The following is a 20,511-nucleotide window of genomic DNA, read 5'->3' on the forward strand; positions in this document are numbered from 1 at the left end:
GGCCTGCGAAGCTCTTTCGAGGATCCCGGAGCTCCTCCAGCACTGTCCCGTCCGCGGCTTCCAGGGCCACCCGCCCGGGCTCGAATTCGGAATGGCGGTGCCCGGCGCCGAACGGCGCATGGGAGGCCCATTCCCTGCGCAGGTCCACCGTGACCGTGGTGCGTTCGAGGGTCTGCGGCTGCCCCTTCAACGGCCACAGCACCCCTCCCTGCTGAAGATCAGCCGACAGCCGTTCAAACTGCCGCCAACGCTGCAATCCCCCATGGGCTTCGATCGCGAGTTCCCTGAGCTTTGTCATGGCATGCTCCTCCTGCAGTGGCCGAGAAAGTCCGGCCTGTGCCGCCTGGAGGCTAGGGGCCCGGCAAGCACCCGCGAACGTCGTAGATGCCTTGTTTCCGGCCACCGAGTTTACCAGCTCGCTCAGCTTCGCGTCCGAAGCGCACCATTTCAGGCCATTGCCGAGACTTCTCTAAACCGGACGCAGCCCAAGCTGGCCGGAAGAGGCCCTGCTTGGCCAGCCCAGCGGCCTGAAGAGCTCCCGAAACCGGCCATCGACTTTAGCTCCGCGAAGCGGACGTAACCGCGAGCGGTTCAGTGCGGTTCGCGGGAGACAAGAGCCGTTTCGCCCGGTATCCACTTCGGCCGATACAGCCTCAGGCGAAGGCCCGACGACGCACCACGAAGCTCGCGTCAGCGATGGCTTGGTCGGCCGCCTCCGACCGGCCGGCGAAGGCGTCGAGGATGGGCAAGTCGCCGCGGCTGCCCGCCTCACGGATCAGCTCCGCGAGGACGATGGCGGACTGTCCTCCGAACGTTCCGCCCGCCCACTTGACCGCGGTTTTGAGCACCTGGGGCCAGGTCAGCCCGGTCTCGACGATGGCTTGATCTCGTGATCCAAGCGGCAACGTTGGCCGGTTCGGAAGATGCCCGCTCCTGAGACCTCGATGCGATGGTATCGTGTGGCGATAGACGCGCGCAGAGCATCTCGCCTTGGATCGCCTCCGGCCCTTCCCCCCGGCCTGCCGTCGTCGCGTTGGCGCCGATATCGTTGAAAAAGTCCCCAACGACCGCTTGGGACGCAAAATCAAGCCAAGCCTGTTGCTGATCTGGTCGTCATTTGGCATTTTTCGGCGCACTACCCATTCGTTTTCAGGTCTTTTGTTGCGCGCGGAAATGACCTTCTGACTTTTCAACGATATCCGCCAAAAGCGGACATAGCGCTCACCGCCCGGGAGCGGACATTCTCGTGTCAGGCGGAACTCAGCCGAAGCTCTGAAACTAGATTTCAGAAATATTACTAGATTAAATAAATTACTACATGATTCAATGTAGTATTTGAGAATATTTGTTGATTTAATTTAATAAACATCGACCACCAACAATTCATCCTAATAGACGAATATTTTCCCTTGTCATATGTCGGTCGAAATGGCACATCTTCTCAGACAGACGCCGGCGTCACATGAAGTGAACGCTGTCGAAACTCAGAGCTTCCACATAAGTCGCTGACAAGGCGAATTCTACTTTATCGTCAAGAGTGGCCCTCTGGCATTGAGGATCGGGAGGGGTATTGTGTTAACGCAATTTAAAGGGAACGTTCCCGGCCCATCGTTTGCAGCTGGGACGCTGTTTGATCTGGGTCAGCCCATCCCCTGGGGGGCCGTCCCCGAACGGATGCATGCCTGGACCATTCGCCGTGAAAATCATGGCTTGCCCCCGACCGCCTTCCAGCGGGAAGTCGTCAATGTCCCGACGATCGGCCCGGATGAGGTTCTCGTCCTGGTGATGGCCGCCGGCGTCAACTACAACGGCGTCTGGGCGGCGCTCGGCCATCCGGTGTCGCCGCTGGACTTCCACGACCATCCCTTTCACATCGCGGGCTCGGACGCGTCCGGGATCGTCTGGGCGGTCGGGTCGAATGTCCGCAACTGGCGCGTCGGCGACGAGGTCGTAGCCCATTGCTGCCAAGTCGCCGGCGACGACGAGGAATGCAACGGCGGCGACCCAATGCTGTCGCCGAGTCAGCGCATCTGGGGTTACGAGACCTCCTACGGCGCCTTCGCCCAGTTCACCCGCGTCCAGGCGGTTCAGCTTCTGCCGAAGCCGCGGCATCTGAGCTGGGAAGCCAGCGCCTGCTATACGCTGGTGCTGGCGACCGCATACCGAATGCTGTTTGGGCATGCGCCCCATGTCCTCGGCCCCGGCAGGACTGTGCTGGTCTGGGGCGCGGCGGGCGGCCTCGGCTCGATGGCGATCCAGCTGGCGGCGATCGTCGGGGCACGGCCGATCGCCGTGGTCTCCGACGAGGCGAAGGCTGCGCACGCCCGCAGGCTGGGCGCGGCGGCGACGATCAACCGGTCGCAATTCGACTGCTGGGGGACGCCACCGCCGATCGGCTCGGCCGGCCACGCGGCGTATCTGGACAAGGTGAAGGCCTTCGGGCGGGCGGTGCGCCAGGCGGCCGGACCGACCGGCGAGGTCGACATCGTCTTCGAGCATCCGGGGCGGGACACCTTCGCGGTCTCCAGCTTCCTGGTGAAACGCGGCGGCATGGTGGTGTTCTGCGCGGCGACCAGCGGCTATGACCTGACCTTCGATGCCCGCTATGTGTGGATGCGGCAGAAGCGGATCCAAGGCAGCCATTTCGCCAATCTGAAACAGGCGGCCGAAGCCAACCGGCTCGTCATGGCCGGGCGCATCGACCCATGCCTATCGGAGCTGTTTCCCTGGGACCAGCTGCCGGAGGCCCATGCCAGGATGCTGCGCAACCAGCATCCCCCCGGCAACATGGCGGTGCTGGTGCATTCGGGCCGCGCGGGCGAGGGATGCCGGCTGGAATGACCTGAGACCGCCCGGCGGCAGCTCGCCCGCACTCACGGATTGGACCTGAGCCCGCACGTCATCTGGATGCGGGCCACCCCGATGCCGCGCCCTTCGGGCGCGCAAGGAGACCTCGATGGCGACGGACCCGCTGGCGAAGGCCGATGACCGCTGTTTCTCGGACATTCTCGCCCAAAGAGCTGCGGCCCATCCGGCCAAGGACGCGCTGGTCGTGGTCGGCACCGATGGCACCGAGAAGCTGCGGCTGAGCTATGGTAAGCTCGGCGCGCAGGTCGACCGATATGCGGCCGGGCTGATCGAACGAGGCCTGGCGGGGCAGCGGGCGCTGATGCTGTTCGAGCCCGGCGTCGGCTTCGTCGTGGCCTTCATGGCCTGCCTGCGGGCGGGCGTGACCGCCCTGCCCTGCCACCTGGCCAAGCCGGGCCGGTCCACCTGGGACCGGCTGATCGCCATCGTGCAGGATTCCGACGCCGCCTGCATCCTGACGGAAGAGGCGTCGATACCGAAGCTTACCGGCTGGTTCGCCGACAGTCCGGAGCTGTCGTCGCTGCCGATGCTCTCGCCGGGCGATCTCGATGCCGATCCCGCCGGCATCGGCCGGCAGCGGCCGTCGGCCGACACCCCCGCCTTCCTGCAATACACCTCCGGGTCGACCGGCATCCCCAAGGGCACAGTCGTGACCTTCGGCAACCTGATCGCCAATGCGGCGGTGATCGGCCCTCATTGCGGCTTCGATTTCGACACGATCGTCGTCTGCTGGCTGCCGCCCTATCACGACCTCGGGCTGATCGGGAACATCCTGCAATCGCTGCTGGACGGGGCGCTGTGCGTGCTTCTGCCGCCGGTGTCGCTGGTCCAGAATCCGCGGCGATGGCTCGAGACCATCAGCCGCTACCGGGCCACGATCAGCATGGCGCCGAACTTCGCCTATGAGCTCTGCGTCCGCCGGATCCTGCCCGAGAAGCGGCACGGGCTCGACCTGTCGAGCTGGAGATCCGCCGTCAACGCCGCCGAGCCGATCCGGGCCTCGACCATCGACGGCTTCGTCGAGGCCTATCGGGACCATGGCTTCCGCGAGGAAACATTCCGGCCGGTCTACGGCTTGGCGGAGGCGACGCTGATGGTCTCGGTCGGGGACCTCGACCGGCCAGCCCGGAGGCTCTCGGTGAACGCCTCCGCCGTGGACGCCGGCCGGATCGTCCCGGCCTCGGGCGCGGGATCCCGCCTCATCATCAGCTCGGGCAAGGTCCGGGCGCCGCAGCAGGTCGCGATCGTCGACCCCGACAGCCACCGGCTCTGCGCCGGGGGAGCGATCGGCGAGGTGTGGGTGGCGGGTCCCTGCGTCGCGAGCGGCTACTGGCGACGCCCCGAAGTCTCGGCCCAGACATTCGGCGCACGTCTGGCAGATGGGCTGGGACCGTTTCTGCGGACCGGGGACCTCGGCATCGTCATCGACGACGAGCTCTACATCACCGGCCGGATCAAGGAGGTCATGATCGTCCGCGGCCGGAACCTCTACCCGCAGGACATCGAGGCCACCGTGCAGAGCGCGCATGACGCCTTCAAGCCCGCGGGGGGGGCGGTGTTCTCGATCGACCGCGAGGATGGAGAGATGATCGTCGTGGTCCAGGAGATCGAGCGGTCCTGGCTGGCGACGGCAAACCGCGACGAGCTGGTGGCCCGGATCCGCGACGCCGTCTTCCAGGAGCATGAGGTGGCGGTGGCCGAGGTGGTGCTGACCAAGCCCGAGACGGTGCCGAAGACCTCGGCCGGCAAGATCCAGCGCGTGCTTTGCCGCGATCTCTACCTGCGCGGCGAGCTGGAGCGAGCGATCCAGGGCCGGTCGGTCAAAGCCGGGCCGCTCGCGATCCGTCCGAACGACGACGCCGCGACCCCGTCTCCCGCACCGGCGGACTCGGCCGGGACCATTGTGGCGCTGGTCGCACGATGGGCTGCCGGCCGGGAGCTGCAGCTCCCTCCGGCCGGCCGGACCTTCGCCGAGGCTGGCTTCGATTCCGTCAGCGCCGTCGAACTGACCCATTTCCTCGAGACCGAGCTGGGGCTCGAACTCGACCAGACCCTGCTATGGACCTGCACCACGATCGAGGCCCTGTCCCGCCATCTGGCGGTGCTGCGGGGCCCCGGCGCCCTGGCCGCCGTGTCCGCACCGGCGGAGCCGATCGCGGAATCGGCCAACTGGTAACGGGACCGGAAAATGCAAGCTGAACGGGAGGCGAGGCCGATGGACACCCAGCCGGCCCGCGGCGGTCCGGTCGACCCGATCGCGATCATCGGCATGGCGTTCCGGCTGCCGGGCGGCAACGACACGCCATCCGGGTTCTGGGACTTCATCCGGTCGGCGCAGGTCGCCATCCGCGACACGCCGCCCGATCGCTTCGACATCGACGCCTGGCATTCGCCGGACCCCGACCGGTCGGGGACGACCTATTCTAGGCGGGCGGGCTATGTCGACGATCCCTACGGCTTCGATCCGGAGTTCTTCCGCATCTCTCAGGCCGAGGCGCTGGAGATGGACCCGCAGCAGCGCTGGATGCTGCAGCTGTGCTGGAGCGCGCTGGAACATGCCGGGATTGTGCCGTCGAGCCTGCGCGGGCAGCGCGTCGGCCTATTCCTGACGGCCGGCGACGTCGACTATGCGCGCCGGACGGTCGCGTCGGGCGACCCGCACCGCATCACTGCCTGGGGCAAGCTCGGCGCCAACCGCGCGGTCGGCGTCGGCCGGGTCGCCTACACGCTCGGGCTGCAGGGCCCGGCGATCTTCCTGGATTCGACCTGCTCCTCCTCGCTCGTAGCGGTGCATCTGGCGGCGCAGAGCCTGCGCTGTGGCGATTGCGACCTGGCGATCGCCGGCGGCACCAACCTGATCCTGGGGCCCGAAGAAACGATCGGCTTCGCCCGGCTGCAGGCGATGTCGCGGACCGACACCTGCCGCACCTTCGACGCCAAGGCCGACGGCTACATCCGCGGCGAGGGCGGCGCCGTGGTCGTGCTGAAGCGGGCCGGCGAGGCGATGGCCGACAAGGATCGGATCGAGGCGCTGCTGGTCGGATCGGCAGTGAACAACGATGGCGCCAGCAACGGGCTGACGGCCCCGAACGGCGCGGCCCAGGAGGCCGTGATCCGCCAGGCGCTGGCCCAGGCCGGCGCGGGCCCGGAGGATGTCGCCTATGTCGAGGCCCACGGCACCGGCACGCCGCTGGGCGACCCGATCGAGCTTTCGGCCCTGCGGAACGCTTACACTAGCGGCGTGGCGCGGCGGTCGCCGCTGCTGCTGGGCGGGTTGAAGTCCCAGGTCGGCCATCTCGAGGGGGCGGCGGGCATCGCCGGGCTGATCAAGGCGATCCTGGTGCTGCGCCATCGCCATGCGCCGGCCCAGGCCGGGTTCGACACCCCCAACCCACGGTTCCGCTGGGACGGGGCCGGGATGGAGGTGCCGCGGACTGGCCGCGACCTGCCGGCTGAGGGCGGCCTAGTGGCGGTCAGTTCCTTCGGCATCAGCGGCACCAACGCCCATGCCGTGCTGGCGCCGGCGCCGGGGGCGAAATTGGCCCGGCAGCCGGACCGGATGCGCGTCCTGACGCTCTCGGCGCGGTCGCCGGCAGCCCTGGGCAGGCTCGCGGCGGCTTATGACGAGCCGCTCGGCCCGTCCGGACCGGGATTGCGGGATCTCTGCTACACGGCAAGCGTGCGGCGTGAGCACTGGGACCGGCGGCTGGCCCTGGTGGGCGCCTCGCGCGAGGACATGGCGGCGGCGCGGCGCGAGCATGCGGCCGGCGTGCCCTCTGGCCGCTGGCATGCCGGCACGGCCGCGCCGAGGAGCCGTCTAGTGTTTCTGTTTCCCGGCCAGGGCGGGTGGCGGCCCGGCGTGGGGGGAGGGCTGTATCGGGATAATCCGATCTTCCGGTCGGCCGTCGACGACTGCTTGGCGCGCCTCGCGCCGGGCACGGCAGCTGAGGTGCAGCGCGCCATCCTCGACCGCGACCTCAGCCGCGCCCACCATGATCCCGGGCAACTGGCGCATTTCGTCGTGCTGCACTCGCTGGCCCGCACCTGGATCAGGCTCGGCGTCAGCCCCGACATGGTGATCGGCCACTCGCTGGGCGAGCATGCGGCGGCGGTCATCGCCGGCGTGATGTCGCTCGATCACGGGCTCAAGGCCGTGGAAACCCGCGGCCGGCTGTTCGAGACCCTGCGGCCGCACGGCGCCATGCTGGCCGTGGCCGCCGGCGCCGAATGGCTGGAGACGGTGTTCGCGTTCGGCACCGATCTGTTCGTCGCCGCGATCAATGGGCCGGAGCAGACGGTGCTGAGCGGCACGACCGCCGCCGTCGCCGAGGCCGAGCGGGCGCTTCTGGAGCAAAGCATCCGGGTGTCGCGGGTCCCGACCTACGACACCCCCGGCCATTCGCCGCTGCTGGCGCCGATCCTGGCGCCGTTCCGCGACGCCCTGGCCGCGATCCGGCTCCAGCCGCCCGGGATGGAGATGATCTCGACGGTCACCGGGCGCCGCGCCGGAGACGAGATCGCCACGGCCGATTACTGGGTCGACATGGTCGAGCGGCCGGTGCGGTTCCGCGCGGCGCTCGACACCGTCGCCAGGGATGGCGTCACCTTCCTCGAGGTTGGACCGGGCAAGGCCCTTTCCAACCTGGCGAAGGCGGCCTCCGGCGACTGGACTCGGGCGATCTCCTCGCTCTGCGACGGCCCGGGCGGCGACGAAAATCCGGAGCCCGACGGTCTGGTCCATGCCTGCGCGCGCCTGTACTGCGCCGGCCATTCGCCGGATTGGACGCGCCTCTACGGCACCCCGCCCGCCCCCGTCGAGGCGCCGACCTACGCCTTCGACCTGAAGCATATCGAGCTGCCGGCAGTGGAACTGCGGCCACGTGGCGATCGCCTGCAGCCGGTGCCGCGCGGCGCGGCTGACGACGAGGACGCGGATGCGTCTGCCGCTTCGGTGACTGCGCCGGTCGACGGCATCCTTGCCGCGGTCGCCGATATCGCCCGCCCCGTCATCGGAGACGCGGCCGACGGGGATGCCGACGCGGCCCTGGTGACCCTCGGCCTCGACTCGCTGGCCTTGACCGCGATCCGGGGCCGCCTGCAGCAGGCCTTCGGACGGGTGGTGCCGATGGCCTGGTTCGCCGCCGGCGCCTCGCTGCGCAGCCTCGCCGCCTATTATTCGGACGGGGCCGTCCCGGCACCGGCCCAGGCGGCGCCTGCACAGGCCCCCGTCACGCCGATATCGCCGGTCCGGCGGACAGGCCCGTCAGGCCACCTGCTCACGCTGCGGGACGGCCCGGGGCCGCTGGTGGCGCTGGTCCATCCGGTTGGCGGCGACGTGCTGTGCTACGGCGAGCTGGCGGCCGCATGGCCCGGTGACGCCCGGATCATCGGCGTCCGGCACCCGGAGGCCGAGGCGGGCGATGTCCGCTATCGCCCCCATGCCGAGCTGGCGACGCTGTACCGCGGGGCCGTCCTCGCCGCCGCCGGCAGGGTTCCGGACGTCGTCGGCGGCTGGTCCTTCGGCGGGGCCGTTGCCCAGGAGATGACGGCCCAGTGGGAGGAGGACGGCACGCCGGTCGCCGCCCTGCTGGCCATCGACAGTCCCCTGCCGGACGGTGTCCATGCCCGCCGGCTCCGCCGCTTGGTCGACAGCGCCGGCGGGGGCGAGGATGATGGCCTCCTGGATCGGATGGTCGCCGATCCCGAATTCGAGGCGGTGTTCGACGAGCAGCACGGCCTCGGCCGGTTCCGCGCCATCGCCGATTCCGCCACCGTGGAGCGCGTGTTCCGGATCCATGCCGCGAACGCCGCCGCGCTGGCCGGACATCGGCCGAGGCCAGTTCGCGCGCCTCTCCACTACGCGCTCGCCCTCCGCGGCGGGAACGCCCGGACCTCCGAGGAGGCCGCCGGATCCCTGGCAACGCTCTGCGCCGGGCCGCTGCGGATCCTGGGCTTCGACTGCGACCATTTCTCGATCATGCGATCCCCGGCTGTCGAGGCCGTGGCCGGCTTCCTCGGCGCGGCGGCGAGGCTGATGGCGCAGCCCGTGCCCCTGGTGGCTGAATGATTCGCGAGGACAGATGAATGCAGACATTCCAGGATGCGGCGGCGCCCCATCTCGGGTTCGGCGGGCTCGATGTCGACCTAACGGAGGAGGAGCGCGATCTCCAGCGGAAGATCCGGCGATTCGCGATCGGCGTGATGCGCCCGACCGCCGCCAGGCTGGACCCGATGGCGGCAGCGGATGTGATTGGCCAGGACTCGCCGCTCTGGGACTGCCTGGCGCGCTTCGACGATCTCGGCATCAACCCGGCCTGGCTGGCGACGCTCGGGACCCAGCGCCTGACGCGCATCCTGCCGCTCGTCTTCGAGGAGCTCGCCTATGGCGACGCCGGGCTTGCCGTCGCGGCCTTCACCTCAAAGATGGCCGGAGCGACAGCCGCGGCCACAGGCGACCCGGAGTTGATCGAGCGCTTCACCCCTCTGCGTGGCTGCTGGATCGCGATCCTGGCGGATAGAGGATCCGACGCCATCGACCATGTCGGGTTCGAACTGGCAAAAGGCAGCCGGCAGTCGGAGGGCAGCCTGCGCGCCGTGATGCGCGGGTCGGAGGTGATCCTGAACGGGGTGTCCTCCGACTGGATCTCCTGCGCCCCGATCGCCGAATGCGCCCTGATCCATTGTCCCGCGGATTACGGCAGCGGCATCGCCCGGCTCGATGGCGGGGTTTCCGGCATCGCCCTGCTGGTCCCGTTTGATTTGCCGGGGATCGAGCGCGGACCTCCTGTCGAGAAGATCGGTCAGCGCACACTGCCGACCGGAAACGTCCGGTTCAGCGATGTCCGCGTCCCGGTCCGCTACGTCATCCGAAGCCAGGACAGGTTCTATGCCTCGTTCGCCGGCACGCACACCTCCGGGGCCATGAACGTCGCCGCCATCGCCACCGGCGTCGCGAAGGCCGCGTTCGATTGCGCCCTGCGCTATGCCCGGTCGCGCGAGCAGGGCGGCGCGACACTGATCGCGCATCAGCATGTCAGATGGCGGCTGTGGGAGATGTGGCGGAAGCTCGAGCTCTGCCGCGCCTCCGTCCGCCGCGGCGTGGCCTACAATCTCTCGCAGGAGGGGCCGCACCTTCTCGCCTCCATCACCGCCAAGACCACCGCGACCCAGACCGCGTTCGAAGTAGCGACGGAGGCGATCCAGATCTTCGGCGCTAACGGATTGTCGCGGGACCATGTCGTCGAGCGGCTGTTGCGGGACATCACGGTCTGCCTGATCCAGGGCGGCGAGAACCACTCCCTCGGCCTTCAGGGCGGGAACTGGCTGCTGCGTTCGCTGAATGGCGAGGGTATGGAGAGTCTGGCGCTCGGCCCGACCGGCTGATGAGGCAGACGCCGGACTGCGAGGAGCTCCCTTCGGTTTCGGAACGAACGCCGTCGTTCCACTGCAAGGTCGGCCCCCCGCCTTCCCGACGAACCAGATATGGCTTGAGCGCCGATTCTGTTGAAAAAATCGGAGCGCCATTTCCGCGCGCAACAAAGAGACTAAAAGTAGGCGGCCGGAACACAAAAAGATGCTAGATGGCGGCCGGATCTGCAACAAACTTGCTCGATTTTGCACTCCAAGTAGTCGTTCGGGACTTTTTCAACGATATCCGCCAATAGCGGTCGTCGCGGCGAAGACCCCGAACCGGACATCGCTCAACGCAGCACTTGGCGCTCCAATCCGGCAGCATTTCCCGTTTCGATGGCGCCTGAAGCGGACTGTGTCCGGGCATCTCCGAAGCGGACACCGTTGGGACTGACTGACAGAGACCGATCCGATGTCACTTGCCGGGCTGAAGCTTGGCTAAATAGTCGACGATCGGAGCGACATCCTCCGGCGCCACGGGCGCCTTGTAGGCGTTGATCATCTTGTTCACCTCGGCCTCCCAGGCCGTCTTGGGAAGCGCCGGCTGGTTGAGCACCATGTCGGCGGAGTGACAGGCCAGGCAGTTGTTGTTGATCGCATCTGCCTCGGATCCTCCCGGGAACATCTGGTCGCTGTCGGGAAGGTCGATTGAGACGGATTTCGGTTGGAACGAGTCGGCCGCCTCGACCGTCCAGGCTGCCAAAGCAATCCCCAAGAGACCAGTAGCGAGCGACAGAGTGCGAAGCATGTCCGGACCTCCTCAGACCGCCGTGATCTCGGTGGCTTCGATGACATTGCGCATGAAGCCGGCGGGGTTCCAGTTGGGGGTGTCAGGCTGCGCCTCGCCCTTCGTATTGGTGCAGCGGACTGCGACAGCGTACCTGCCAGGGGACGACGGCGTGAACTCGGCGTTCCACGCGCGGAAGCCATATTGGCCCTGGTCGGCACCGAGCTGTGCCGGCTGCCAGCTCCTGCCGCCGTCAATCGAGACATCCACGGCCAAGACGCCGCAATCGCCGCCGAAGGCGATGCCGCGTAGCTCTGTCGGCTTACCTGCCGGCAGGATGGCATCGGTGGCGATGCTGGTGACGAAAGACCTGGGCACCATGCGGTTGATCGGCACCACCGGCACGCCGGTCTGGCCTGGCTTGATGTCAGCGCGCGGCGTGTCGGGAATGGTGTAGGCGGTCTTGGTCCAGTAGTTGGTGTCGGGCTGGTCGAGCACCTCGATGTCGCTCAGCATCTTGACCCAGTAGGTCGCATACCAGCCCGGCACGACCAGGCGCAGCGGGAAGCCGTTCAGCAGCGGCAACTGCTCCCCGTTCATGGCGTAGGCGATCATCACCTCACCGTCGCGCGCATGGTCGATGGCGAGTGATTTCATGAAGTGCGGCGCGTCATCGACCACCGGCTCGTCCAGGCCACGGAGGCGCACCTGGACAGCGCCCGGCTTGACGCCGGCCCGGTCGAGCACATCCTTCAGCCGCACGCCGGCCCAGAGCGCATTCCCCATGGCGCCGTTCGCCCACTGCGCCCCCGGCACCCGCGGCTGGTAGAATCCGCGGGAGTTGCCGGAACACTGATTGACCGCCGCGAGCTCGACCCGAGGAAAGTTGCGCAGAAGGTCGTTCAGCGACAGGGACAGGGTTTGGTTGACGTGCCCGCGCACCGTAAGGGTGAAGCTGCCGACATCGATCGCCGTCGGGATGACCGCCCAGTGCCAGCGGACATAGAACCGGTCGTTCGGAGTGAACACACCCTGGTCGAAAACCTCCCAGGGTGTCTCGAGAAGTGGCGGCCGGGTCCGCTGCAGGATCATCGATCCCTTCTCGGGAAAGGCGGTCGTGATCGGCCGCTCATCGGGGCCGCCGGGGAGCAGAAGCTTGATCGCCGTCTGCGCCCTGGAAGGGGCAGACAACAGGGCCAACCCACCGAGGCCGGCTGCACCGAGCAATTGGCGACGGCTCAGCCCGGTTCGGGCCTGATCACCCAGCACTGAAGACATCCTTGAGTTCCTTTGCGCGATCGCTGGAGGCCGAGCTGCGAGACGGCTTGGGTATCGTTCACCCCGGCTGCCATCAATGGTCCGCCGATCATCTCGCCGGCAGTCCGATCAATCCAACGGATCGGTTTGATCATTTTGATCGAAAGAGGTGATCGAGATGAGCGGTCGGGCTTGCGCAATTCACACGCAGAGACTGCCCTGCCGACCCGAGGGAAGTCCCTGGAAGACTCGGCGCGAAGTCGTCTGCCCAGCCTCACCAACGTCATGGTCGGATCTCATGATTTGAGCCACCTGATGTCCGGCGCTCACAAATTCAGCAACCGTTGCGTCAGCTCCCGGATCAGGGCGGTGAAGCCCTGATCGTCCGGCCCGGACGCCTGGTCGAGATAGCCGGTGGCGGCAGATTGCGCCTGCCCGTCGAGACAGGCGGCAGCGCGCACCACGATCGGCCTTTTCGCCACGTCGGTGCTGACCGCGCGGCCGCTGCATAAAGACCCAGGCAGCAAATCGGGTGTCGGATTGAAGGCCAGCGCGAGATAAGAGCCACGCTTTGCGGCAGGTCCGACCGCCGGCGTCGGGACCGACACGTAGCGGGTCCGGCCGCCGACAAACATCGCCGTTATGATCTGTGTCACGGTGCCAGCGAATTCCAGCGTTCCAAACGGATTGCCCTGCACCAAGACGGGTATGGTCGCCGCGCCCGAAGTGGGGGCGAACGGGATGAGTGAAATCGGGTCGATGTCGTCCGATACCACCCGTGGCCCGATCGCAAGGGCGGGAGCGGTGACGCAGACGAGAGCGATGGCGGCCGCAATGAGCAACCGTGGGAACGAGAAAGCTGGAAAGCTCATGGCGATATCCTGAGTGCATCGTGAAGACGACGCGATATGGACCTCGCCGACACCGGACCTGCCGAAGGCGTTCTCGGCGGCATCGAATATAGCGGCAACGGCCGCGGCGTCCGCAACGTCGGCCTGGACGGCGATCGCTCCGCCGCCGACGCTCTTGATGCGAGCGACGAGTCCTCTGCCGGGCCGGGATTGCCGACATAGTTGACGACGACCTTGAACCCGTCATGAGCAAGGCGCTGCGCGAACTTGGCTCCGATCCCGCGCGACGAACCGGCGACGATTGCGACCTTCGAGGTTGAAGCCGTCATGGCGGCGCTCTTTCCAAATAGGAGTGGAATTCCGTGTGGTGCGATCCCGTCCGGCGGGCGGCGTGGCGGCTGCGGCCTGCACGGGGCCGCAGCCGCGGCGATCACTTGAGGTGATCGCGGATCCCGTCGCAGATCTGCTGGAGGGCCGCTTCGGTCGACGGAACGTGGCGGAGCGCGTTCAGCAGCACGAAGTCGTGGATCGTGCCGTTGTACCGCACCGCCGCGACGCTGACGCCCGCCTCCTTCAGCTTGCGGGCGTAGGCCTCGCCCTCATCGCGGAGCGGATCGTTCTCGGCGGTGATCACCAGGGCCGGGGGCAGGCCCTTGAGCTCCTCCGCCGCGGCGCGCAGCGGCGAGACATACGGGTTGTCGCGCGTCTTGGCGTCGGGCGCATAGAGGCTCCAGCCGTATTCCATGAAGGCCCGCGCCAGGAACCGGTCGGTCCCGTAGCTGTGATAGGACTCGGTATCGACGCTGGCATCGGTGGCCGGGATCAGCAGTGCCTGGTAATTGATCTTCGGGCCGTTGCGGTCCTTGGCCATCATGGCGATGGCGGCGGCCATGTTGCCGCCGACCGAGTTGCCGGCCACTGCGATCCGGCTGCCGTCGGCGCCAAATTCGCCCGCATGCGCGGCCACCCACGTCAGAGCCGCGTAGGATTCCTCGAGTTGGGTCGGGAACCTGGCTTCCGGCAGCGGGGTGTACTCGACGAACACGCCCACCTGTCCGCTGCCGACAACGAGATCGCGGAGCAGGCGCTGATGGTTGGCGAAGTTGCCGACGATCCACACGCCGCCATGGATGAACAGCAGCACGCCCGGCTTACCGGAGACGTGCTCGGGCTTCATGACGTAGATCTTCACGCTGCGGCCGTCCTGCGTGATCGTCCGCTCGGTGGTGGTGACGCCCGACACGTCTACCGGCGTCTGGCTCTGCAGCGCCGTCAGGATCTCCTGCGGCTTCGGCTGCGGCAGTTCCCAGAACGGGCTGCTGTCCTTGTTGATCTCGGCCAGGAATGATCGGACCTGGGGATCGATGCGCGGATCGGTGGCGGCATCCGGGGCGGCTGCGGCGGTCTGGCTCATGAGGCTTGCTCCGATGATGAGGGCTGCGAGTTTCGGCATGGGCGGCATGGGATTCTGTCCGATTGCTCGTCTGAGGTGGGCGCGGTAGCGCTGCCGTCATCGGCGCGCGATGGACTCTGAAGGGCCGAAGCTAGGCAGCGATCCCGATCTGCGTCTTTCCCCGGCCTGCTAAGCTCTTGACCGCGCTTGCTGTCGGCTCGGGAAGATCCGGGACAATGATCGGCGGAGTGCAGGGGGAGCCGGCAATAAGGCCGAATGCTCCGCCCTATACTTTGGTATGCCAGCTCCCATCGCATGTCCGATCAGCTGGGCGGGCTCGCTTCGCAATCCTTGCGAGGTCACTGCAATGAGCCCGCTACCAATAGGCCGATGCCGTGATTCCGAGTCCGCACGGCCACCCATACCATGCAAAAGTGAGTTCATGGTCGCGAGCCGTGCTACCTCAGCTTTGGACTGAGATACCGGTAATCTCCTCGCTTCTGCGCCAAAGCTCTTCGGCAGCTTTCGGGTCGACCGCATAGGCTTGGACGCCGGCGCCGCGATTGGCACGATCTTCAGTCAGAGCGAAGGAGCCGCCCTCCGGGAGCACGGGCGTGATGTCGGAATCGGCGCAGTACACACCGCCTTTGCCGTCGAGTTGCGGGCTAACCGCGCACCAGACGTGGGTGGCCGCTCCCTGCGGCACCGATTTCAGGTCGCGGCTCAGATCGATGACCGGCCGATCATTCTCGTCGACGAACCCGGTCTTTTTCAGCATTTCCACCCCGACATGCGTGCCGAGATTCGTTCCTGCGATCCCGCCGGGATGGAGCGCGAACGCGCGAATGCCCTCGTCCTTGCCTCGCCGGTCGAGGCCGACCGTGAAGAGGATGTTGGCGGTCTTCGACTGACCATAGGCCTCGAAAGGGTCATAGGCGCGGCGCTCGAAATTGATGTCGTCGAAAACCACCGGCGAGAAGCGATGCCCCGCGGACGAGACTGAGACGACGCGCGCGCCACCGGCCCGCCGAAGCGCCGGCCAGAGCCGCAGGGTCAGTCGAAAATGGCCAAGGTGGTTGGTAGCAAACTGCAGCTCATTGCCTTGCGCATCGCGCTTGAGCTCGGGCAGCGCCATGATGCCGGCGTTGTTGATGAGCAGGTGAAGCGGCAGACCCGATTCGACAAAATCGCGTGCGAAGTCATCGATTGATTGCGGATCGGTGAGGTCCATCGGCTGAACCTCCATCCCGCCACCTATTTTCGCGATGGCCTTGCGCGCCCGCTCGACATCACGCGCCGGCACGATCACCCGCCCGCCGGCGGAAGCAAGTGTGCGCGCAGTTTCGAGCCCAACGCCCGAATAGCCGCCCGTCACGATCGCCACACGACCTACAAGGTTGATGCCCCTGATAACGTCCACGGTCGTCGAAGCCCGGTCAAACTCGCTGTTGATCGATGCCTGTGCTGTGCTCATTTGCGATACATCCGCTGGTTCTGGAGATAAGCATAAGCCAGCGATGTCGAACGATTAATGCTCTATCGTACGAGAATCATGAGGGATCGTTCAAACTCCGATCCGTATGGCGACGAGTAAGCCGGCCATCGGTGTCAAACTTCGCCGGGGTGTCATGAGCCGTGGCCAGCAGGTTGCGACTAAGCCGGAGACCCCGACGGTGCCGGCACGGTTCGCCCATCCACGGTCATGCCGGGAAAGCCGAGCATCGGGGCGAGCGTCGCGTTATTCTCGGCGGGAAAGTTCAGCTTCGGCTTTGAAACGTCGTCGAGCGTCTTGATCTGCTCCACCGACAGCGTGAGGTCGATGGAATCCAGGTTGGCGAGGAGTTGATCGACACGCCTCGCGCCCACGAGCGTCGAACTCACGCCCGTCCGCGACCGGACCCAGGCCAGCGCGACCGATGCCGAGCTTACGCCCACGTCCGAAGCGACGGCCGCGACCGCCTCGATGACGTCGTAGTCGGCTTCGCTAGGCACGCCCACCAAGCCCGTCCGCTTGGTATCGACATCGCCGCTATTCCCGCGTTTGAACTTGCCGCTCAGGAACCCGCTCTTCAAAGGCGACCAGGGCATGATGCCCATTCCCAGCGCCTGAGCCATCGGGAAGAGCTCCCCCTCGCTTGTCCGCTCGAGCAACGAGTATTCGAGTTGCAACGCGATGATCGGGGCCCAACCGCGGAAATGGGCTATCGTCTGAGCTTCGGCCGTCTTCCAGGCGGGAATGTCAGAAAATCCCACGTAGCGAATCTTTCCGGCCGTCACGAGATCATCGAGAGCGCGAAGCGTCTCCTCGACGGGCGCGGTCTGATCCCAGTTGTGGAGCCAGTAAATGTCGATGTAGTCGGTCCGCAGACGCTTCAGCGAGGCCTCGCATTGCTGGATGAGCGCCTTGCGTCCCGCGCCGCCGCCGTTGGGGTCTCCGGGGAATAGATTGCAGTAGAACTTCGTGCTCAGCACGATCCCGTCGCGGCGAACATCCCGCTGCCGGAGGTAGTCGCCGACGATCGTCTCCGAATGCCCGCCGGTATAGATATTCGCCGTATCGATGAAGTTGCCACCGCGATCGAGATAGGCAGACATCATCTCATGCGAGACTTCTTCGCTCGCACCCCAGCCGGCGTCTTCGCCGAATGTCATGGCGCCGAGGCACAGTGGACTTACGCGCAAGCCCGACCGGCCCAGCGTGATGAAGTGGTTAAGAGGCATGTAGGACTCCCTAGATTGGCGAGGATTACGCTTTGGTAGGACGTCCATTTTGAATGATGAATGCTTGATCGTGCGAGGTTCATGCGAGATAGTACGATTATGCACACCGATCCGCTCTCAGATGTCCTCGATCTTGCCGATGCTCGCTGCGTGCTGACCGGCACACTCATTGCCGGAGGTGGATGGGCACGGAAATTCAAGCGCTCGGACGCGATCAAGTTTCTTGCCGTTGTCCGAGGGACGTGCACGCTGTCGACCGAAGGCAGCTCGGCGGTTCCGGCTCGCTTCGAGACTGGCGACGTCGTGATAACGAATGGAGCCCCAGGTGTTATCCTGGCCAGCGCTTCGGAATGGCTGGCGAATGCTCCTTCCACGCCGCTTGAACGGGATGCAGACGGCAACCTGCGCGTCGGGGACGGCTCCAATTTCATGATGATCGGAGGGCTGCTGGAGGTCGACGAGCAGCGATGCGGCATTTTGCGGGAAAGTCTCCCACCATTGATACATGTCAACGGTCAGAGAGGTGAAGCCGCCAAGCTCCGCTGGCTCCTTACAGAGTTGGCCGAAGAGACGCAGCGAAAGCGCGCCGGCTCGACGACCGCGATCACGCACTTGGCAAAGCTGCTGTTCGTGGAGGCATTACGGCTGCACATCGAATCCACGAAATCAGACAAATCTGGGTGGCTCACCGCGCTTGACGACAGGCGCATCTCTATCGCGCTCCGAGAAATACACGCTCAACCGTCTCACGCATGGAAATTGGAGGAACTGGCGAAGCTATCCGGAATGTCGCGGACATCCTTTGCGGTACGGTTTCGCGATGTCGTTGGCATCCCGCCTTTGACCTACGTGCTCAACTGGCGGATGCGCCTGGCTGAAAGAGAGCTGAGCGAGACAGATCACTCCGTTGCCCATATCGCCTGGTCGCTCGGATATGGGTCCGAGAGTGCGTTTAGCAACGCGTTCAGCCGGGCGATCGGTGTGTCGCCAGGTCGCTTCCGAAAGGACACGATGCCGACATATTCCGAACGCCGACGCAAGGTGGATCGTTGCGCGGTCGAAGCCAAATAGGCTTCAGCGGCCCAACGGCAACAACGCGGCAGCACAAACCAGCGAACTACGATCTTGCCGCCATTTGTATCCGTCATCCACTCAATTATATCGGGCAATATCAATATTGCACAATAGTTGCCGAGTTGATGCTATGGCGGGCCTCGATGATCGTAGGCGCGTGATCAACGGGTTGGAGGCATTCTGCGCTGCTGCCGGCTGCCGCAGGGGGCGCTACAGCAGCACTGGCCGGAGAATGCCAGGATCAGCCCGTCCAAGGTATATCTGACATCGGCGAGTATGTCAGTTCTCGGGCCTGACCTGCCTTACGCTAGTGGTCCGGTTTCGGGATCGATCAGGGTCCATGTGGATGTCCGCTCCGGAGTCGCACGGGAGGCTTCTAGAGGTCCGCATAGGGGACGAAGCGGCCCAACTGGGCACGGCAGCGCGCTTATTTTCCGGCCAGCAGCTTCCCCGTGAAATTCCCCGTCCATAGGCTGGAGTGCCGCCGATAGATCCGGGCGGAGGCATAGTTCTTCCACCGCCCGTGCTCCATCGCCTTCTCGAACGGGACCCCGAGCTGGTCGGCCGCGGTCATCATGCCGGCGCGCAGGCTGTGCGCTGAAAACTCCCCAGCCTCTTCTCCGGTGCGGGCGATCGCCCGCTTGACCACCCGGGCGATCGTGGCGGGGTCGATCGGCAGCAGACGGCCGCCGGCATCGGCCACCGGGTTGCCGCCGCGGTCGAGGCGGCAGAACAGGGCGCCGGGCCCGTCGCCGCGGGCCTCCAGCCAGCGGCGCAGCATGGTGACGGCGCAGAGCGGCGAACCCGGCACCGCCTCGATGCCGATCTCGGCGCCGTGCCGCTCCTGGTCGGCCTTGGAGCGGCCGACGAACAGCACCAGGCCCTCGGCCGAGAAGGTCGCGTCGCGGAGATCGAAGCCGGCCAGCTCGGAGCGGCGGAAGCCGCCGGCGAAGCCGATCAGCAGCAGGGCCATGTCGCGCAGGTCCCGGCGCCCCTCCCCCTCCCCGTGTCCGATGTCTCCCAGCTGCGGATGGACGGCCGGGGTCAACACCAGGGAGGCGGCGCGGAGGTTCGGCTCGAGCAGCGCCGCCTTGCGCACCGGCCGGGCGCCCTTGGTCCGGCGCAGGCCTTTGAGGAAGGCTTCGAACCCGGTGTCGTCGAGTTGCAGCGGCCGCTTCAGCCGCTTGCGGATCGACACCACTGCGGCCCGGCGCAGCAGGATGGTCGAAAGCGATCGCGTTTCCGAAAGCGCGGTCAGATGCATGACCAGCCAGCGCTCGTCGGCCGCGGCCGACGGGTCGGCGCCGGCAGAGGCCCCGCCTCCGGTGGGATCGAGGCCGAAGCCGAGGCACCAGTCGCTCCACGCCCGCCAGGCCTTGCCATAGGCGATGCGGGTGTTCTCGGCGAGGGAGGCTTTGACCAGCTGGTCGGCCTTTTCCGCCAGCGCCCGGATCTCGGCTCGCTGGGCCTCGGTCAGCGCGGCGCCAGGCAGCACCGTGGCCGGATGGGCCACCTCCTCTGCCCTGCCGCCGGATCCCATCTCGTCCATCATGGCTCGTCCACCAGCAGCAGGTGGCGGCCGTCCGCCGGAACCAGCAGGCCACCGGCGGCCAGCGCCGACACATGCGCCTCGATCGCCGCGGCCGCGGCCGCCGGCGAGAGGGCCGTGGTGTCGAGATCGAGGCGCCAGGGCACATCGGGCTTCAGCAGCCGGTCGGCGCGTAACATGGCCGCCAGCGCCTCCGGATCGGAGAGCTTGCGCCCGTGGCGCTCGGGGCTCTGGACCCGGGCCAGGAGGACCGCTTCGTCGGCCTCGAGCACCACCGGCACGAGCGGGGCGCCGCGGGCCAAAGCGAGGGCGACGACGCGGCTCCAGGCTTCGCGTTCCCGGGCAGCACCGGCGCACAAGGCGTTGGTCATGACGAAGCGCTCCGCGCGCGGCCGCTCCACCAGGACCTGGTAGGCCGCGGCGCGCACGGTCTCGCAGAGCGGCCAGCGCGCCGGGTCATCGACGCCGGCGCAGCGGATGGCGACGTCGTGCAGCAGATGGTTGTCGATCAGGCGGGCGCCGAGCCGAGTGGCGAGGATGGTGGCCACCGTCCGCTTGCCGACGCCCGGCCAGCCATTGCGATGGATGATCATCGCCGCCCCGCTCCCGATCCGGTCGACCGGAGGGGTCGCCGAGGCCGTGTGGAAACGTGTGTTTGGTG

The 20,511-nt window shown here is 66.6% G+C and carries 16 protein-coding genes; 6 read left to right on the forward strand and 10 right to left on the reverse strand.

Features of this window, described 5'->3' with window-relative positions:
- Both AB4112_RS26180 and AB4112_RS26185 read right to left on the reverse strand, forming a co-directional pair.
- On the reverse strand, nucleotides 1–298 hold a 298-nt coding region (locus AB4112_RS26180; RefSeq protein ID WP_441723921.1), incomplete at its 3' end, for a hypothetical protein.
- 355 nt (nucleotides 299–653) lie between these two features.
- Complete coding sequence (locus tag AB4112_RS26185; RefSeq protein WP_309793126.1) at nucleotides 654–905, reverse strand: hypothetical protein; 252 nt, start codon at nucleotides 903–905, stop codon at nucleotides 654–656.
- A 667-nt stretch (nucleotides 906–1,572) separates the two neighbouring features.
- Here AB4112_RS26185 and ccrA point away from each other — a divergent pair.
- The 4 genes from ccrA to AB4112_RS26205 all read left to right on the forward strand — a co-directional run bounded on the left by ccrA (nucleotide 1,573) and on the right by AB4112_RS26205 (nucleotide 10,251).
- Complete coding sequence (gene ccrA, locus AB4112_RS26190; RefSeq protein ID WP_309793127.1) at nucleotides 1,573–2,841, forward strand: crotonyl-CoA carboxylase/reductase; 1,269 nt, start codon at nucleotides 1,573–1,575, stop codon at nucleotides 2,839–2,841.
- Between the two features lie 115 nt (nucleotides 2,842–2,956).
- Nucleotides 2,957–5,044: an AMP-binding protein gene (locus AB4112_RS26195; protein WP_441723923.1), complete on the forward strand. Its 2,088-nt coding sequence runs from the start codon at nucleotides 2,957–2,959 to the stop codon at nucleotides 5,042–5,044.
- A gap of 39 nt (nucleotides 5,045–5,083) precedes the next feature.
- Nucleotides 5,084–8,935 carry a type I polyketide synthase gene (locus AB4112_RS26200; RefSeq protein ID WP_441723925.1) on the forward strand — a complete coding sequence of 1,284 codons (3,852 nt, stop codon included), beginning with the start codon at nucleotides 5,084–5,086 and terminating at the stop codon, nucleotides 8,933–8,935.
- 17 nt (nucleotides 8,936–8,952) lie between these two features.
- A complete protein-coding gene (locus AB4112_RS26205) occupies nucleotides 8,953–10,251 on the forward strand; it encodes an acyl-CoA dehydrogenase family protein (RefSeq protein ID WP_441723927.1) in 1,299 nt (432 codons plus the stop codon).
- A 442-nt stretch (nucleotides 10,252–10,693) separates the two neighbouring features.
- On the opposite strand, the gene AB4112_RS26210 is transcribed toward AB4112_RS26205, so the two are convergent.
- The 3 genes from AB4112_RS26210 to AB4112_RS26220 form a co-directional block, all read right to left on the reverse strand.
- Nucleotides 10,694–11,026, reverse strand: coding sequence for a cytochrome c (locus AB4112_RS26210; protein ID WP_309793133.1), 333 nt, complete (start codon nucleotides 11,024–11,026; stop codon nucleotides 10,694–10,696).
- 12 nt (nucleotides 11,027–11,038) lie between these two features.
- Nucleotides 11,039–12,283: a molybdopterin-dependent oxidoreductase gene (locus tag AB4112_RS26215; RefSeq protein WP_309793134.1), complete on the reverse strand. Its 1,245-nt coding sequence runs from the start codon at nucleotides 12,281–12,283 to the stop codon at nucleotides 11,039–11,041.
- A 305-nt stretch (nucleotides 12,284–12,588) separates the two neighbouring features.
- Nucleotides 12,589–13,134: a hypothetical protein gene (locus AB4112_RS26220; protein WP_309793135.1), complete on the reverse strand. Its 546-nt coding sequence runs from the start codon at nucleotides 13,132–13,134 to the stop codon at nucleotides 12,589–12,591.
- 36 nt (nucleotides 13,135–13,170) lie between these two features.
- Here AB4112_RS26220 and AB4112_RS26225 point away from each other — a divergent pair, with 36 nt between their 5' ends.
- Nucleotides 13,171–13,335 carry a hypothetical protein gene (locus AB4112_RS26225; RefSeq protein WP_309793136.1) on the forward strand — a complete coding sequence of 55 codons (165 nt, stop codon included), beginning with the start codon at nucleotides 13,171–13,173 and terminating at the stop codon, nucleotides 13,333–13,335.
- Nucleotides 13,336–13,543: 208 nt separating this feature from the next.
- Here AB4112_RS26225 and AB4112_RS26230 read toward each other — a convergent pair whose 3' ends face one another.
- From AB4112_RS26230 to AB4112_RS26240, 3 genes are all read right to left on the reverse strand, one after another.
- The gene (locus AB4112_RS26230) at nucleotides 13,544–14,527 is read right to left on the reverse strand and encodes an alpha/beta hydrolase (protein WP_441723930.1); all 984 of its coding nucleotides are present in this window, start codon (nucleotides 14,525–14,527) and stop codon (nucleotides 13,544–13,546) included.
- Between the two features lie 442 nt (nucleotides 14,528–14,969).
- The gene (locus AB4112_RS26235) at nucleotides 14,970–15,980 is read right to left on the reverse strand and encodes an SDR family NAD(P)-dependent oxidoreductase (RefSeq protein ID WP_309793139.1); all 1,011 of its coding nucleotides are present in this window, start codon (nucleotides 15,978–15,980) and stop codon (nucleotides 14,970–14,972) included.
- A gap of 179 nt (nucleotides 15,981–16,159) precedes the next feature.
- Nucleotides 16,160–17,227 carry an aldo/keto reductase gene (locus tag AB4112_RS26240; RefSeq protein ID WP_309793140.1) on the reverse strand — a complete coding sequence of 356 codons (1,068 nt, stop codon included), beginning with the start codon at nucleotides 17,225–17,227 and terminating at the stop codon, nucleotides 16,160–16,162.
- A gap of 99 nt (nucleotides 17,228–17,326) precedes the next feature.
- Here AB4112_RS26240 and AB4112_RS26245 point away from each other — a divergent pair, with 99 nt between their 5' ends.
- Nucleotides 17,327–18,298, forward strand: coding sequence for an AraC family transcriptional regulator (locus AB4112_RS26245; protein WP_309793142.1), 972 nt, complete (start codon nucleotides 17,327–17,329; stop codon nucleotides 18,296–18,298).
- A gap of 430 nt (nucleotides 18,299–18,728) precedes the next feature.
- Here AB4112_RS26245 and AB4112_RS26250 read toward each other — a convergent pair whose 3' ends face one another.
- Both AB4112_RS26250 and AB4112_RS26255 read right to left on the reverse strand, forming a co-directional pair.
- A complete protein-coding gene (locus AB4112_RS26250) occupies nucleotides 18,729–19,853 on the reverse strand; it encodes a site-specific integrase (protein ID WP_441723933.1) in 1,125 nt (374 codons plus the stop codon).
- The gene (locus tag AB4112_RS26255; protein ID WP_309793144.1) at nucleotides 19,850–20,443 is read right to left on the reverse strand and encodes an AAA family ATPase; all 594 of its coding nucleotides are present in this window, start codon (nucleotides 20,441–20,443) and stop codon (nucleotides 19,850–19,852) included. Before AB4112_RS26255 ends, AB4112_RS26250 begins: the two co-directional genes overlap by 4 nt.
- Nucleotides 20,444–20,511 lie beyond the last annotated feature (68 nt).

Origin of the sequence: Inquilinus sp. 2KB_23 (assembly GCF_052115705.1) — a bacterium.
GTDB classification, from domain to species: Bacteria; Pseudomonadota; Alphaproteobacteria; order DSM-16000; family Inquilinaceae; genus Inquilinus; species Inquilinus ginsengisoli_A.